The organism is Exiguobacterium sp. SH1S21 (genome assembly GCF_004337175.1).
GTDB lineage: Bacteria > Bacillota > Bacilli > Exiguobacteriales > Exiguobacteriaceae > Exiguobacterium > Exiguobacterium aurantiacum_A.
This window is the reverse complement of sequence record NZ_SJUY01000001.1, coordinates 349792-365092: the sequence shown is the minus strand read 5'-3', so window position 1 is coordinate 365092 and position 15301 is coordinate 349792. Positions and strand designations below refer to the sequence as shown.

At 53.0% G+C, this 15301-nt stretch carries 17 protein-coding genes; 5 read left to right on the top strand and 12 right to left on the bottom strand.

The annotated features are described in order from the left end of the window. Window positions 1–190 precede the first annotated feature (190 nt). Window positions 191–1633, top strand: coding sequence for a carbon starvation CstA family protein (locus EVJ24_RS01750; protein ID WP_131439088.1), 1443 nt, complete (start codon window positions 191–193; stop codon window positions 1631–1633). Window positions 1634–1674: 41 nt separating this feature from the next. Here the strand turns inward: EVJ24_RS01750 and EVJ24_RS01745 are convergent, their stop codons facing one another. Further along, window positions 1675–2802, bottom strand: a complete 1128-nt coding sequence (locus EVJ24_RS01745; protein ID WP_236637515.1) for a sensor histidine kinase — start codon at window positions 2800–2802, stop codon at window positions 1675–1677. 178 nt (window positions 2803–2980) lie between these two features. On the opposite strand from EVJ24_RS01745, the gene EVJ24_RS01740 reads away from it, so the two are divergent. Next, the gene (locus EVJ24_RS01740; RefSeq protein ID WP_236637514.1) at window positions 2981–3844 is read left to right on the top strand and encodes an SDR family oxidoreductase; all 864 of its coding nucleotides are present in this window, start codon (window positions 2981–2983) and stop codon (window positions 3842–3844) included. A 40-nt stretch (window positions 3845–3884) separates the two neighbouring features. Here EVJ24_RS01740 and EVJ24_RS01735 read toward each other — a convergent pair whose 3' ends face one another. The 5 genes from EVJ24_RS01735 to EVJ24_RS01720 all read right to left on the bottom strand — a co-directional run bounded on the left by EVJ24_RS01735 (window position 3885) and on the right by EVJ24_RS01720 (window position 7020). Beyond that, entirely contained in the window at window positions 3885–4601 is a 717-nt protein-coding gene (locus EVJ24_RS01735; protein WP_131439085.1) for a peptidoglycan DD-metalloendopeptidase family protein, read from the bottom strand. 265 nt (window positions 4602–4866) lie between these two features. Next, window positions 4867–5040 carry a hypothetical protein gene (locus tag EVJ24_RS15330; RefSeq protein WP_161568721.1) on the bottom strand — a complete coding sequence of 58 codons (174 nt, stop codon included), beginning with the start codon at window positions 5038–5040 and terminating at the stop codon, window positions 4867–4869. Window positions 5041–5136: 96 nt separating this feature from the next. Beyond that, the gene (locus EVJ24_RS01730) at window positions 5137–6054 is read right to left on the bottom strand and encodes a TerC family protein (RefSeq protein WP_131439083.1); all 918 of its coding nucleotides are present in this window, start codon (window positions 6052–6054) and stop codon (window positions 5137–5139) included. A gap of 201 nt (window positions 6055–6255) precedes the next feature. Then, window positions 6256–6444 (bottom strand): hypothetical protein, encoded by a 189-nt coding sequence (locus EVJ24_RS01725; RefSeq protein WP_071398311.1) that lies wholly within the window; start codon window positions 6442–6444, stop codon window positions 6256–6258. A 138-nt stretch (window positions 6445–6582) separates the two neighbouring features. Then, window positions 6583–7020 carry an Rrf2 family transcriptional regulator gene (locus EVJ24_RS01720; protein WP_070328136.1) on the bottom strand — a complete coding sequence of 146 codons (438 nt, stop codon included), beginning with the start codon at window positions 7018–7020 and terminating at the stop codon, window positions 6583–6585. Between the two features lie 148 nt (window positions 7021–7168). On the opposite strand from EVJ24_RS01720, the gene EVJ24_RS01715 reads away from it, so the two are divergent. Further along, window positions 7169–8029 carry an SDR family oxidoreductase gene (locus EVJ24_RS01715; RefSeq protein ID WP_131439081.1) on the top strand — a complete coding sequence of 287 codons (861 nt, stop codon included), beginning with the start codon at window positions 7169–7171 and terminating at the stop codon, window positions 8027–8029. A 37-nt stretch (window positions 8030–8066) separates the two neighbouring features. Here EVJ24_RS01715 and EVJ24_RS01710 read toward each other — a convergent pair whose 3' ends face one another. After that, on the bottom strand, window positions 8067–9593 hold the full coding sequence (locus EVJ24_RS01710) for a methyl-accepting chemotaxis protein (RefSeq protein WP_161568720.1): 1527 nt from the start codon (window positions 9591–9593) through the stop codon (window positions 8067–8069). A 219-nt stretch (window positions 9594–9812) separates the two neighbouring features. Between EVJ24_RS01710 and EVJ24_RS01705 the strand changes: the two genes are divergently transcribed. Further along, a complete protein-coding gene (locus tag EVJ24_RS01705; RefSeq protein ID WP_071398308.1) occupies window positions 9813–11522 on the top strand; it encodes a methyl-accepting chemotaxis protein in 1710 nt (569 codons plus the stop codon). Window positions 11523–11545: 23 nt separating this feature from the next. Here the strand turns inward: EVJ24_RS01705 and EVJ24_RS01700 are convergent, their stop codons facing one another. The 5 genes from EVJ24_RS01700 to EVJ24_RS01680 form a co-directional block, all read right to left on the bottom strand. After that, the gene (locus EVJ24_RS01700; RefSeq protein WP_071398307.1) at window positions 11546–12208 is read right to left on the bottom strand and encodes a TVP38/TMEM64 family protein; all 663 of its coding nucleotides are present in this window, start codon (window positions 12206–12208) and stop codon (window positions 11546–11548) included. A gap of 111 nt (window positions 12209–12319) precedes the next feature. Further along, entirely contained in the window at window positions 12320–12748 is a 429-nt protein-coding gene (locus EVJ24_RS01695; RefSeq protein ID WP_071398306.1) for a DUF1801 domain-containing protein, read from the bottom strand. After that, a complete protein-coding gene (locus tag EVJ24_RS01690) occupies window positions 12748–13107 on the bottom strand; it encodes a DUF2200 domain-containing protein (RefSeq protein WP_131439614.1) in 360 nt (119 codons plus the stop codon). Before EVJ24_RS01690 ends, EVJ24_RS01695 begins: the two co-directional genes overlap by 1 nt. An 87-nt stretch (window positions 13108–13194) precedes the next feature. After that, entirely contained in the window at window positions 13195–13809 is a 615-nt protein-coding gene (locus tag EVJ24_RS01685) for a flavodoxin family protein (RefSeq protein ID WP_131439078.1), read from the bottom strand. Between the two features lie 29 nt (window positions 13810–13838). Next, complete coding sequence (locus EVJ24_RS01680; protein ID WP_131439076.1) at window positions 13839–14510, bottom strand: haloacid dehalogenase type II; 672 nt, start codon at window positions 14508–14510, stop codon at window positions 13839–13841. 167 nt (window positions 14511–14677) lie between these two features. Here EVJ24_RS01680 and EVJ24_RS01675 point away from each other — a divergent pair, with 167 nt between their 5' ends. Continuing rightward, entirely contained in the window at window positions 14678–15274 is a 597-nt protein-coding gene (locus EVJ24_RS01675) for an FMN-binding negative transcriptional regulator (RefSeq protein ID WP_131439074.1), read from the top strand. Window positions 15275–15301: the final 27 nt, after the last annotated feature.

The following is a 15301-nucleotide window of genomic DNA, read 5'->3' as shown; positions in this document are numbered from 1 at the left end:
TTCGAAAAGTAACCGTTTTCATAAAAATGGCTCAACAGCAACGTTTGTCTAAAAAATGAACATTGTTATTTTCATGTGAAATAGTGATCAATCACATCTATCCACCCGTAAGAAAGCCTGTTATATTTTAATTGTGATAAACTTCACAATAAGAAATCATACATGGGTCATATTATAGGAGGAAGAAAAGATGATTACATTTTTTATTGCACTAGGATTATTATTGGTCGGGTACCTCGTCTACGGCCGTTACGTCGAGAAGACGTTCGGCATCAAGGAGGAACGGACGACACCCGCCTATGCGTCTCAGGACGGTGTCGACTATGTACCGATGGGAAAAAAACGTAACTCGATGATCCAACTGTTGAACATCGCCGGTGTCGGTCCGATTTTCGGTCCGATCATGGGGGCACTCTACGGTCCGGTCGCCTTCCTGTGGATCGTCTTCGGATCAATCTTTGCCGGGGCAGTGCACGACTACTTGACCGGGATGATCTCTCTCCGTAACAACGGCGCACACTTGCCGCAGCTCGCCGAGAAGTTCCTCGGTCGCTCGCTCCGCCACGTCGTCAACGGGTTCGCCCTGTTACTGCTACTGCTTGTCGGGACGGTGTTCGTCACGTCACCGGCCAACATGATCAACAACTTGTTCGACGGTAATGCGTCGACGCTCGCCTGGGTGCTCCTCGCCATCTTCGGCTACTACATTTTGGCGACGCTCTTACCTGTCGATAAGATTATCGGCCGCATCTATCCGTTCTTCGGGGCGCTCCTCATGATCAGCGCCGTCGGGATCGGGGTCAGCCTGTTCGTCCAAGGCTATCAAATCCCAGAGATGACATTGACGAACATGCACCCGGACGGCTTGCCGATCTGGCCCCTCTTGTTCTTCACGATCTCGTGCGGCGCACTCTCAGGATTCCACGCGACGCAGTCGCCAATCATCTCGCGGACGACGATGAAAGAGAGCAATGGTCGCAGCATCTTCTACGGCATGATGATTGTCGAGGCCGTCATCGCCATGATCTGGGCAGCGGCCGCGATGGCCATCTTCGAGCCGGGTGAACTGCTCGCGATGATCAACGCCGGCACACCGGCGCTCGTCGTCCAAGAAGTGGCGACGCTCATGCTCGGCAGCATCGGCGGCACGCTCGCCATCCTCGGCGTCATCGTCTTGCCGATCACGTCAGGTGACACGGCGTTCCGTAGCGCCCGGATGATCATCGCCGACTACATGAAAGTCGCGCAGAAGAAGTTCATGTCGCGCCTTTGGATCGCACTCCCGTTGTTCGCCATCTCGTTCATCTTGACGAAAGTCGACTTCCGTCTCCTCTGGCAATATTTCAACTGGGCCAACCAGACGACGGCGGTCATCGCCTTGTTCGTCGGGGCAACGTACTTGTACATCAAAGGACGCAACTACTGGATCGCGCTCGTCCCGGGGACGTTCATGCTGTATGCGGTCTGGTTCTATATCTTGACGGCGCCGATCGGCTTCAAGATGGACGGAATCATTCCGTACGTCATCGCGACGGTCGGGACGGTGACGTTGTTCGGATTGTTTTTCAAGCACGCCAAAGCGATGCGCGCCCAAGATCTCGAGTGCGACGTACCGGTTCGAAAAGCCGCATAACAAACAGGGGCCTGGCATACATTGCCAGGCCCCTTTGTTGATCAGTCATATAAGTAAATCGAGAACGTCGTCCCTTCTCCGTACACGGAGTCGGCGTGGATGCCCCAACCGTGCGCCTCGGCGATCCGTTTGCAGATGCGCAGGCCGAGCCCGGTCCCTTTAATCGGGCGGTGGGAGTCGGAGTCGACCCGGTAGTACTCGTCAAAGATGTACGGGATGGACTCAGGAGGGATACCGATGCCTGGGTCACGCACGGACAAGACGAGCGTCGTATCGTCCATCGAGCCCGTGATCCGGATCGTCCCGCCTCTCGGGGAATACTTGATGGCGTTGCCAATCAAATTATGAAGCAGCTGTAACAACTTCTCCTGGTCGGCCTTGACCGTCGCGTCGCATGTGGATAAGACGACCTGGTGATTGGGGGATGTCGCCTCATAATGGGCGACAATACCTTCAAGAACCGGTTTGAGTGCGAACGTCGACAGCGTCAGCAAGTCCGCGGAGTAGTTGACGCGTTGATAGTCGAGGAAGTTGTCGACGAGCCGTTCGAGCCGCTCCGCTTCTCGCTTCACGAGCGTCAGCATGCCGTGCGTCTTCTCGTTATCGGTATGTTGGTACATGAGTAGTTCGGTGTAGCCGCTGATGGCGGTGAGCGGGGAACGGAACTCATGCGACAGCTCGGCCAAAAATGAGTCTTTCTGCTCCTCGAACCGGCGCGCTTCGGTCTCGTCGCGCCAGAGGATGAACACGCCGCGCGGGGTGTGGGTGAAGTTCAAGATGAGTTGCAGCGTCCGGTCGCCGAGTTGGAAGTAGTGGGGTTCCATACTCGGACAGCAGCCGAAGCGATTGTCGAGCAATTCTTCCCAAAAAGACGTCACGGCAACCGGGTCGGCCTCGTTCCGTTCGAACATGTCATGGAAGAAGCGGCTCAAGGTCTCGAAATCGGTGAAGCGCCGCGTCGTCAGCGACGGACAGAAAGCACGGAGCGGTTGGTTCGTATACAGGTGGTTGCGGGTAAAATCGATATAACAGACGGCATCCTGCACTTCCTCGATGAGCGAAGCGATGGGAAAGTGCGGCAAGCGTCGTGTTGAATAGTTCGGGATGGCTCGTTTTGGACGTGTTCGGCCGTGCCTTGCGGATGAACGATAAAATCGGTTTCGGTCCATGCGTCGGCCTCCTCTCTACGATGTCGATTGATTTGTCTCTATTATACGACATTGTGCAGTATTTCCCTATATAGTCCATGGACCTACCTAAAAATGAGAGGAAATTGGGACGGTCGGCACAAATTGTTCAAGCACAGATAAGTGAACGTATAAGACAATGGAAAGAGGAGGGATTATTATGAAGCAAGCGATTTTAGTGACTGGTGCGACCGGGAACGTCGGACAATACGTCGTGAAGTATTTAGAAGAACGGGGAGAAGCAGTCGTCGTTGCCGGGAGTAAGTTAGACGAGCTACAGCGGCGCTTCCCGACGGCGGCACGACACGTCGAACTCGATTTTGAAAACCCGGACACGTACGAAGCGGCGCTCGACGGGGTCGATCGCGTCTTTTTGATGCGTCCGCCACAGATCGGGGATGCGGACGTGTTCGTTCCGTTCATTGAGGCGATGGCCGAACGTTCGATTCGACTCGTCGCTTTTCTTTCACTCATGGGCGTCGAGACGAATCCGTTCCCGCCCCACTATAAGATCGAGAAGTATATCGAGCAGTCAGGTGTTCCATCCGTTCATATCCGGCCGGGTTTCTTCATGCAGAACGTGACCGGCGTCCACGCCGAGGAGATCCGTCAAGACGACGAGATCTTCATCCCGGCCGGTAACAGTCAAGTCAGCTTCATCGACGCCGAGGATATCGGCAAGGCGATCGCGCACGTTTTGGCCGACCCGGAGTCACATCGCAACACGGCCTATACGCTCACCGGACCTGAGGCGCTCGATTATGTCGACATCGCCAACCAATTGACGATTCTGACCGGGCGGCGCATCACGTACGCCAAACCGAGCATGCTGCGCTATCGCTCACACTATATTCAGGAACGTGGTCTGGATCCAGCGTATGTGAATGTGACGATGGCGCTCTACCTCATGACACGGCTCGGGACGGCGAAGGCGGTGACGGACGACTTTGAACGGTTGACCGGGGAGAAGCCACGTTCGTTTGCTGAGTTCGCACGTGATCATGTAGATGCGTTCCAACGCTAAAAAACACACTTTTATCCGTTAACGGATAAAAGTGTGTTTTTTAGAATAACGTATACGGGTTGACGCTGTTGGCGGCTGTCGAGCCGCTATAGACGTACTTGTTTTTATGAATCTCGAAGTGGAGATGGCTCCCGAACGAGTTGCCGGTATTCCCGATCGTCCCGATGTTCGCGCCTTTTGAGATCGATTGGCCTTTGACGACGTTCAACCGATCCATGTGGGCATAGACGCTCGTGTACGCTTGGCCGTTGATCGTATGCGAGATCATGACGTGGTTCCCGTAGGCGCCATAGTTTCGGGCGACGATGACTTGACCGGAAGCGGCCGCTTGGATCGGTGTCCCTTTGGCGGCCGCGATGTCGATACCGTTATGGAACGTATAACCATACTTTCCGCTCGCCGGGCCGTATCCTTGCGACAACGTGCCTTTCGCCGGCATGATGAATTTAGCTGCCGTGGCCGTTTGTAACGCCGTACCGCTATATTTTTTAACATATGTACTCGCTACATATTTCGTGCTACCGTTGAAATTGATTTTCGTCCATGAGCCGGTCGCCCCTAGATATGTGAACGATTGACCGAGCTTGGCGCTGCCGACCTTTTTGTAGGCGGTCGATGGACCCGTCCGCACGTTCAAGCTGTTCGTCGTGACTTTAACTTTATAAGAAGTGGCTGCCTCTACCGGTGTCGAGGTTTGAAGCGTCAAACCGGAAACGAGAAGGGCGCCGAGAGCAAATGTCATTAATTGTTTTTTCATTTTTTGGTAAATCCTTTCGGTTATGTAACAGGGCGACAGAACGATGTTTTTCTTAACCTTCCAAGAAATTTTACCATCAAAAAATATAATTAAATATGTCATTTATATTTCAAAAAAATATATTGACATTTTAATTTTACGTATAGGGTAAAAGAATAAGTTGCATTAGTTCATCTGAGACTCGAATCACCTAGGAGAGGGGGCGTCGCATGTCATGTGCACGAAACTGAGCGGACATGAAAAAAGCCGAGGCGGGCGCCTCGGCTTAGTGTATTTGCGGCATATATTTTCTAGTACGGCGGTTTGTCGAGCGCGGTGCGACGAGGAAGAAAATTCCTAACATCACGCCGACGCCAAGTCCCCAGAGACTGTTGAACAGAAACATCAACACGATCCCGAAGACGAGTCCAATACTCACATCACCCATACGGTCAAACATTCGTTACCACCTTTTCTGTGTTTGCTAGACTAAAGGTTTACCCACAATCGAGAAGCGATACACCTGTTTCGGAAGGCCTAGCACGTCTCCCTTTTGTTATACGTTGTTTTTCTGACCAGGTTTCGTTTTGTAGAAACTATAGACGACGCTGATCAAGATGACGAGTACGATCGCACCGAGCGACATCCAAATCGGCATCTTGTAGACATCGCCGAAAATCATCTTCGTCCCGATGAAGACGAGCATGAAGCTGAGCCCGTGCTTCAAGTAGTAGAAGCGGTCGATCAAGTTGGCGAGGACGAAGTAGAGGCTACGCAGTCCAAGGATCGCCATGATATTCGCGTAGAAGATGATATACGGGTCACGCGAGTAGGCGAAGCTTGCTGCGACCGAGTCGACGGCGAAGACGATGTCCGATAGCTCGATAAAGATCAAGGCGATGAAGAGCGGTGTGAAGAACAGCTTGCCGTTGATCCGTTTCGTGAACTTTCCGGACGACATGTCTTGCGTGATCGGCAAATGGTTTTTCAACCAGTTGATCGTCTTGTTGTTCTCGAGCGACTCGTCCTTGCCGATGTTTTTAAACATCATCCAGCCCGTATAGACGAGGAAGGCGCCGAACACGTAGTAGACCCAACCGAAGTTCTCGAGAAGTGACACACCAGCGACGATGAAGACGGCCCGGAAGAAAATCGCGCCCAGGATACCCCAGAACAACACCTTGTGCTGATACTTGAGCGGGATCGCGAAATAGGCGAAGACGAGCGAGAAGACGAACACGTTATCGATGGCAAGTGCCTTTTCGATGAAGTAGACGCTTGCGTATTCGATCGCGACCGTGCTGCCTTGCGAGTAGAACAACCAACCGCCGAAAGCAAGGGCGATCCCGATCCAAACGAACGTCCATGTCCATGCCTCACGGAGCGAGACTTCGTGTGCCTTGCGGTGGAACACCCCGAGGTCAAGCGCGAGCATGAAGATGACGAGTGCCAAAAAGGCGATGAGTAGGGTCAACAATAATTCCTCCTTATAGGTTCATTTGAACTTTATATTATTATTATAAGTTCATATGAACTCAAAGTAAAGAGGATTCGTATTTCGCATTAAAACAAAGCGAGGAGAAATCAAACCTGTTGGGGCTATGGGAAGGGCTGGAAAATGGCACAGTCACATAAAAAAAGGCTTCTTAGCTGTTTTGCTAGGAAGCCCTTCGTCTTATTTTTTGCGTTTTTGAAATTGGTTGAAGACGCCTTTGACTTTATCCGTCAAGGAGTCGGAATGTCCTTCACCGCTTCGTTGGTTGGTCGTTTTATCATCGTTCATTTTCCCGGTGACTTCTTTCGCCTTGGCCGCGACTTGATCGATGATGTGGTCATACTTACCGTTTTGTTTATTTTCAGACATACGTCTAATTCCTCCTCGTTTCGAATCTTTATAAATAATATAACCGAATTTGCAACAATCTAAACTTTTGAGGTCGTTAGAACTTATTTTTATGAAGGGGATCTCAATGATAGCGAGACTGACAAAAACAGGGAAGCCTCAGTGGTTTCCCTGTCTTTGTGTTGCCACGTCTTGGACGACGTCGGCGAGTGTCACGTGCTTCAACACAGATTCCATCGCCGTTTGGGCGTTGATGAAGATCGGTTCGATTGTCGCTTGGATATTTTGGCCAACCGGACATGCCGGGTTCGGGTTGTCATGGATACTGAACAGTTCATTCTCCTCGACGACGCTGACGGCGCGATAGACGTCATACAGCGAGATATCGGTCAAGCCTTTAGCGAGCTTCGCACCAGCTACGCCGGGTTTGACCTCGATCAATCCGGCTTTTTTTAGCATCGCCATGATTTTACGGATGAGGGCGGGATTCGTATTGACGCTCCCGGCTAAAAAGTCAGACGAAGTGACCCCGTCTTGATTGAACTCGATCAACGTCAAGATATGAATGCCGACCGCAAAACGGCTACTGATGGTCATAAGCCACCACCTTTCTGAACAATCATGTAAGCAGATTGGTTACATCTTCAGTATAACAGGGAACAAACAATTGACAAATGAAGATGCTGTAACTATTATGATTACATGTAACTGATTTAATTACAGGTTGAGAAGGAGGAAACGAATCATGAAATACTTAGTCACAGGTGCGACCGGGAAACTCGGTTCAAAAATCGTCGAGGTGTTGCTCGAGTCGATACCGGCGAGCGAACTTGCGGTCAGTGTCCGTAACCCGGAGAAAGCGGGAGCGCTGAAAGCAAAAGGAGTCGACGTTCGTCACGGCGACTTCGATCAACCGGAGACGCTCGACGAAGCGTTCCAAGGTGTCGAGCGGTTGCTCATCATCTCGGCGGACGGTGACAACGATACGCGCATCCGTCAACACGCGAACGCGGTCGAAGCAGCGAAGCGGGCCGGGGTCAAGTTCATCGCCTATACGAGCCTCGCCGATGCGACAGAGAGTCAAAATCTCATGGCACCACCGCACGTCGAGACGGAAGGCGCGATCGAACGAACCGGGATCCCGCACGCGTTCCTGCGCAACAACTGGTACTTAGAGAACGAACTCGGTGGCATTCAAGGCGTGCTCGCCGGTGCCCCTTGGGTGACAGCGGCCCGTGACGGGAAAGTCGGTTGGGCGCTGCAACAAGACTACGCCGAAGCAGCGGCGAACGTCCTCATGGCAGATGATTTCGAGCAAAACATCTTCGAATTGTCAGGACCGCTCCATACGCAAGCAGAACTCGTCGAAGCGCTCAGTGACGTACTCGGCCGTGAGGTCAAACTCCAAGAAGTTAGTGCTGAGGCGTACGCCGACGTCATGCGAGGTGCCGGTGTGCCGGAAGGGGCGATCCCGATCGTCGTCGGTATTCAAGACAGTATCCGCAACGGGTCACTCGAAGTCGAATCAAATGACTTTGAGTTGGTGCTCGGTCGTCCGGTGACACCGCTCAAAGAGGCGCTTCAAAAACTGGTTTCGACATTATAAAAAACAGACCGCGAATCCAACATTCGCGGTCTGTTTTTTAGTTGGCCCGCACTTCGAGCTGACCGGTCACGTCTTCTAACGTATTCGCTGTCGCAGCGAGGCGGTCAGACATGGAGCTCAGTTCTTTCTGAACAGCGACTTGCTCTTCGGTCGCGGCAGCGACATGATGGATTTGCTGTTGCAGTTCGTTCGCGGTGTGCTTCGTCGTCTCAAGCCGTGTCTCGAGCGTCTCCATCTGAGCGGTCACGTGTTGGCGTGTCTGTTGGATCGAGACGATTTGTGCATCGATTTCTGAGACGTCATCCGTTAAGCGATGGAAAACGGCGGTTACATCGGCTGAGACGGTTTGGCAATTCTCGGTCGCTTGTTTGAACAATTGTGACGACTCATGGACGACAGTCGTATCCTGCATAAGTCCACCGAGGACACGTGTCATCTCGGACGCATACTCGCGCGACTGAACGGCGAGCTTGCCGACTTCGGAAGCAACGACGGCGAAACCACGGCCGGCGTCACCAGCCCGAGCTGCTTCGATAGAGGCGTTCAAGGCGAGCATGTTCGTCTGCTCGCTGATTGTCTCGACGTGTTGCAGGATGGCACGAATCTCGGTCGAGCGGTTCGACATTGTCGTGACGACTTGTTCGAGCCGGTTCGCTTCTTCAATAATTTCGACGACTTTCGATTCCATACGCCGCATATCAATATTCCCGGCACTGGCGTCGGCTGCAATCCGTGATGAGGCAGCAGCGGTTTGAGCCATTCGGTCTTGGATGATTCTTGTCAACGAACGAATCGATTGAATCTCATCAGCACCTTGGTGCATCGACGATTCTTGTGACATCGCGTGAGACACAATCGGGTCGATTGTGACCGCGATTTGCTCACCCGACTGAAGTGACTGGGCCGCGGCGGCTTCAAGTTCGGTCGCGTGGTCCTTGAGCGCCGAGACGAGCCGGCTTGTGTCGGTGACTGCCTGTTTGAGCAAAGTGCGTGTCTCGTCCTCCTGCTGTTTAACGCGTGCTGACTCGAGGTTGCGTGAATGGATCTGCACGACAAGAACGGTGCTTAAGAGAACGAGATAGATAGCGTGGACGAGCAGCAGGCTGAACGGGTAATCGGACGTCCCGCAAATGAGTGCCGGGAACAAGAAGAATCCGGCTACGTGTTGGACCGCAAAAATGAGCGTGCTGTAAACGACCAAGTCGATTCGACGCATAAACGAGAGGATGGCGAGGACGACGAAAATTGAGAAGTGATATTCGACGAGCCCTTGACCGCCTGCGACGGTTGAGATGCTTGAGAATGTGAGTGTGAGCATCATCAAGTAAGGGAATATGTTTGGACGTAGTCGATTGCTAAAAAGCATGAACGTAAAGAAGAAGATCGGTATGGTGAACAGGATCCACGTCGCAGTCGAATAAGCGTAGTCGATTGAGCCGTTCCGCAATATGATGTACGTATAGGCAAAATCAGTGAACCGGTGGAGCAGATGGACGATGACCGAAGTGAGGACGATAGCGGACGTGATGATGAGCATCAATTGATTTCGTTTTTGGACATTCATGTAGGTTCCTCGCATTCTGTATGTGTTTCTTTTGCGCTAATGTATTATCGGTCGGCCGTCCCGTTTTTATACTCAAATTGCAGACTCAACAGAAATACAGGCAGAAAAGACGGAGAAAGCACATTCATCGCTTTAAAAATGCTAAAAAAGGTCAACATTTTAAGGAAATAACTTCACAATCTCCCCTCACCTACGATAAAACAAATAGGGGGTATGACCATGAAGAATTTGAATATGTCAAAAAAGTTAGCGGTGTTGATTACCGTGTTTATCGCCACTCTTGTGATTGTGGCAGCACTCAGCCACGTCCTCATGGGACGTATGGCTGACGCGGGCGAAGAAATTTATGAGGAACGGCTGTTGCCGATTCGCTATTTAGGACAAATCCGGACGGACAACCGGGCGCTTGATGGTCATCTGCTAGAACTCATGTTGGTCACAGAGGGCGCTCGAAACGAGGAACTTCAAGGCAACATTACTGAGAGACGCGACAGCATCCTCAATAATTTAGAATCGTTCGAGACGTCATTCCAGTCCAATGACCCAGAACTCGTAACCGCTATGGAACGTTTGAAAGAGGAGTCGGCAGCTTACCTAGAAGGTGTGGACGCGGTGACGCAACCAGCACTGCGTAATGAGAAGACGGCCGCTTACCGTGTCTATACGGATGAATTGAGACCGGTCCGACAAAAATTAGTCGAAACCGCGACGTTCGTCATGGACGGGATCAATCAAGAAGCAGAGACGGCGAGTGCGACGATGCAAGCAGACCGCGAACGATCCGTCCTCACCTTTTGGGCACTCGTCGCGATTGGCGGAGCGTTATCGATGGCGCTCGGCATCTACATCACACAACTGATCGTCCGACCGATTCGTGAGTTGAACAAACTGATGAGTCGGGCCGGTGCCGGTGATTTGACGGTCGAAAGCACGTACGTGTCCCGGGACGAGATGGGTTCACTCTCAACTTCGTTCAATGAAATGAAAGATAGTCTCCGTCAGTTGATCGGGAATGTCACTTCGACCGCCGGGCGCGTCGCGACGTCGTCCGATGATTTGAAATCGAACGTCGAAGAGACGACGAAAGCGACCGAGATGGTCGCGGTCACGATGGAAGAAATCGCGTCAGGGTCGCTCCGTCAATTGACGCGGGTGAAAGAATCGAACGGCACACTGACTGACCTGACGAACGGGATCCATCACGTCTCGGGCAGCGCCCAACAGATGACAGAGCTCTCGGAAGGGGCGCTCCGGAAAGTCGGTACCGGGAATGACTTGATCGAGACGCTCGAGACACAGCTCGAGGAGATGAATGAGAAAGTCAAAACACTCCAACACGTCATCGGACAACTCGACGTCCGTTCCCAAGAGATTGGAACAATTACCGGAACGATTTCAGGCATCGCCGAGCAGACGAACTTGCTGGCGTTGAATGCAGCCATCGAAGCGGCCCGGGCCGGTGATCATGGACGCGGGTTCGCCGTCGTCGCCTCCGAAGTGAAAAAACTCGCCGAAGAGTCGGCCGTCGCAACGAAGTTGATCGCGTCGCTGATTACGGACACACAGACGGAGACGAAACAAGCCGTCAAGACGATGCATGTCGTCGAGGATGATATGGCGCATAGCGTGACGAACGTCCAACAGGCAGGGACGGCGTTCGATGAGATTAAGCTTGCGATTGAAGAAGTGAGCCGGAAAGTCGAGGAAGTGTCTGGTGCTGTCGAAGAGATGGCGGCAGGTGCGACCGAAGTGTTGACATCGGTGCATGAGATTCAAGGCATCACCGAGACGACGGCGACCGAGACCGAGAACACATCGGCGGCAACGGAAGAACAGATGGCATCAATGGAAGAAATCACGGCGTCGGCGCAAGAACTGTCGAATATGGCAGACGAAATGCGTGAGATGACGAGACGATTCAACGTCTAAAGCAAACGGATGAGGCAGCCGCCTCATCCGTTTTTTGTTGATTCAGATGTTAGCCCGAGCCACTTCTTGACCGGAGTCCGGAAATAGTAGGTGACGCCTAGTAGACTTACGAAGACGAGGGCGGCGATGAAGATCGTCGTCACGCTCCCTGAAGCGAGGCTAGCCCCTAAAAAACTGTAGGCTAGTGTTCCGGGGATCATCCCGAACACGGTTGCGAGCAGGAATGACTTGAACCGCACTTTCGCGATGCCACCGGCGTAACTGAGTAGATCAAAACTGACGAGCGGAATCAGGCGCAGCACGAAAACGTATAAAAAGCCGCGCGCCTCCATCTGGGTGAACAGTTTCTCTGACCACGGATACTTCTCGACCTTGAGCACCGAACGCCCGAACAGCCGAGCCATGACGTAGCCGGTCACCGCCGCCGCGGTCGCACCGAACAGGATATAGAGGACGCCGGGCCAGACACCGAATGCGAGACCGGCGCCGAGCGACAAGACGGACGTCGGCAAGAACACGAGCGGGCCAATCGCATAGATCAAGAAGAAGACGAGCGGTCCCCACCAGCCGAACGACAAGACGATGTCCCGGACGTCGGACGGGCGAAGCTCGTAATGGAAATGGGTGATGTAAAAGATCGTCCCGAACAGGACGAGCATCAAACTGATTTTGAGCGGGCGTGGCATGACGGGTCCTCCTTTCGACGAGTGTATCTCTTTTCAGCATACAATAGCGGGCGATTCAAGAGCGGTAACCAAGCTTACAAAATGTGCCGAAAAAAGAGACGACCATTACGGTCATCCCCGGTTTCCTCCATATAGCTCGACCCAGCGCTCCGGCGTCATCTTCGCGGCGAGCTCGCCGATCAAATCGTATGGGATATGCAGCACGTTCTTGAAGCGGATGCAGCTCTTGCCCATGTCGAGCTTCGTCGGCACTCGTTCGGCGTATGCCTGCTCGAACCAATGCAACACGTCTTCATCGGCGTAGACACCCATATGATACAAGGCGACATGATTCTTTTGCGCGATGACGCTTATAAACGGCAACGGGGTACCCGGCGTCACGTGATAACCGGGCGGGTACATCGACAATGGCACGACATAATGAACGCCTTTGCCGTCGGTCGTCTTCTCAAAGCCGTCCGGTAAGTTCGCATCAATCACGTCAATCAAGCGGATGAAGCTGTCGAGCCGTTTGTCATCGACGAGTGTCGTATAGTCCATTACTGTTCGCCCCCTCGCAAAATCTTCGCCATCGCCTTGCCCTTAGCCAGTTCATCGACGAGTTTGTCCAAGTAACGGATCTCGCGCATGAGCGGCTCCTCGACATTCTCGACGCGGACGCCGCAGACGACGCCTTTGATGAGAGCGCGATCCTCGTTCATGTCAGGGGCCGATGCGAAGAACGTATCGAAGTCGACCTCGGCCTCGAGTTGCCGCTCGAGCCCGGCCTCGTCATAGCCGGTCAGCCAGCGGATGATCGTATCGACCTCGTCTTTCGTCCGGCCTTTCCGTTCGGCTTTCGCGACGTAACTCGGATAGACGCTCGCGAAGCTCGTCGTGTAGATGCGGTGTGCCATAATATCTCCTCGTTTCGTAGATGATATTTTACTTTCGCACAAAACGACAAAAGACGATCACTCCGTCCATGGATTCATCGCCTTGGTCGGTCACGGCATGATGTTTCCTTTGGCCGGGATTGGATGTTGTTTCAATAGATTCGCGAAATGATAAAGGTTATACGCTAAAAACTGTCCGTTCTTTTTCGTGAAGGCGTTGTCGCGGCCGGCGTCGAGGTACGAGTCGCCCGGACCGGCTTCGCCGACCCAGTATGCGTCGACGTTCGGTGGGATAGTGAAGCCGATATGGGACAAACCGTACAGGATTGAGGCACAGGCGTGCTTCGCCCCGTCCTCGTTGCCCGTCACGACGACACCGCCGACTTTGTTGTAGTAGATGGCTTGACCGTGTTCATTTTTCAGCCCGCTCCCGCCGTATAGCCGTTCGATCACTTGGGTGGCGACACTGCTCTTCTCCCCGAGCCAAAGCGGCGTCCCGATGATGAGGATGTCGGCGGCTTTCACTTTGGCGAAGAGTTGCGGCCACTCGTCGCCAGCCCCTTCGTCCTCGGTCACCCCGAAAGCGATGTCGTAGTCGACGACGCGGACGATCTCTGACTCGACGCCGAGTTTGTCAAAGTGGGGGATGATGTCCTTCATCAGACCTTCCGTATGTGATACCGTGTCTTCGCCTTTCAACGAACAGTTCAAAAATAGTGCCTTCATCACGATTCCTCCTTCTCAAAAGCAAGACGTTAGGAAGTTCTCCACTCCAAAATTCCGGTCAAGTCGTCGTAGACCGCGTCTGGACGCACATCCATCGTTTCGAAAGGCTTGCCGTCACGATTGATCCACGCCGTCTGGAAGCCGAAGTTCTTGGCGCCGATGATGTCCCAGCCGTTCGAAGACATGAACAGCACCTCGTCCCGCTTCAAGTCGGTCGTCTTGAACCAGCTCATATAGGCGGCAGGTGACGGCTTGAACTGTTTGACGCCGTCGATGCTGACGAGTTCGTCGAACAGTTCGGTGAACGACGCGTTCGCAATCAATTGTTCAAGCATGTCAGCGGTCCCGTTCGACAAGACGACGGTCTGGGTGTCCCGCAGCTGCTTCAACACGTCCTCGACTTCCTCGTATGGCGAGAGCTCCGCATACGTGGCGATGAGCGCATCCTCGACGTCGCTAGATGCGCTCACGTCGGCCGTAGCTAAGGCGTAACGCAAGGCGTCACGTGTGACGACCGAGAAGTCTTCGTAGCGGCCCGAAATCTGACGGATGAAGAAATATTCAAGTTGCTTCGTGCGCCACGTCTGACTGATCTGGTCACCTTTCCCCGGGAACTGTTCGTCACACGCCGCCTTGACGGAATGGACATCGAACAGCGTCCCGTACACATCGAATACGAATGCTTGAATTGTCGGTTTCATCAAATTCCTCCTATAGTGTCAGTCGTCCTTTTCCCTATACCCGACAGACAGATTAGAAACACGTCCGATAAGTTGAAGTCTGCGGCTTCGTCGAGTAAGTTTGTGTTAGTTCTTAATGTGATGAGCCGCTTTGTTTATAAGCTAGCTAACAATGGAGGAGGAATTCGATGTACGTCCCAAAGCTATACGCCGTCAACGACGCTGAAGAAGTCCACGCTTTTTTGAAAGCCCATCCGTTCGGTACTGTCGTCACGCATGACGGACAGAAGCCGATTGCGACGCACGTGCCGCTCCGGTTTCATGAAGCGGACGGTCGAATCTGGTTCACGACGCACGTCGCCAAAAACAACCCGCAATGGCAGACGATCGAAGACCAGACGGTGCTCGTCATCGTTCAAGGGTCGAACGCCTACATCTCGGCGTCCTTGTATGGCCACGAGGACGTGTCGACGTGGAACTATCAGGTCGTCCATGCATATGGACAGGCGACTATCCTGAACGCGGAACAACTCGAGGAAGATCTGGCCGGGCTACTCCGTGACCATGAAAAGGAAAGAGAGAACGCCGTCATCTGGGAAGAGCTGTCCGAGTCCGTGCAGCGACAGAAGCATGGCGTTGTAGGTTTCCGTATCGATATCGATGAAATGCAGGCGGCGTTCAAGTTGAGTCAAAATCGAAATGAAGCCGACTACAATCGCATCGTCTCCGAGCTCGAGCAAGCAGGGTGTCCGCTAGCGGACGTGATGCGAGAACATAAAAAATAACCCTGACCTCGTCTGCGCGACCGAAAA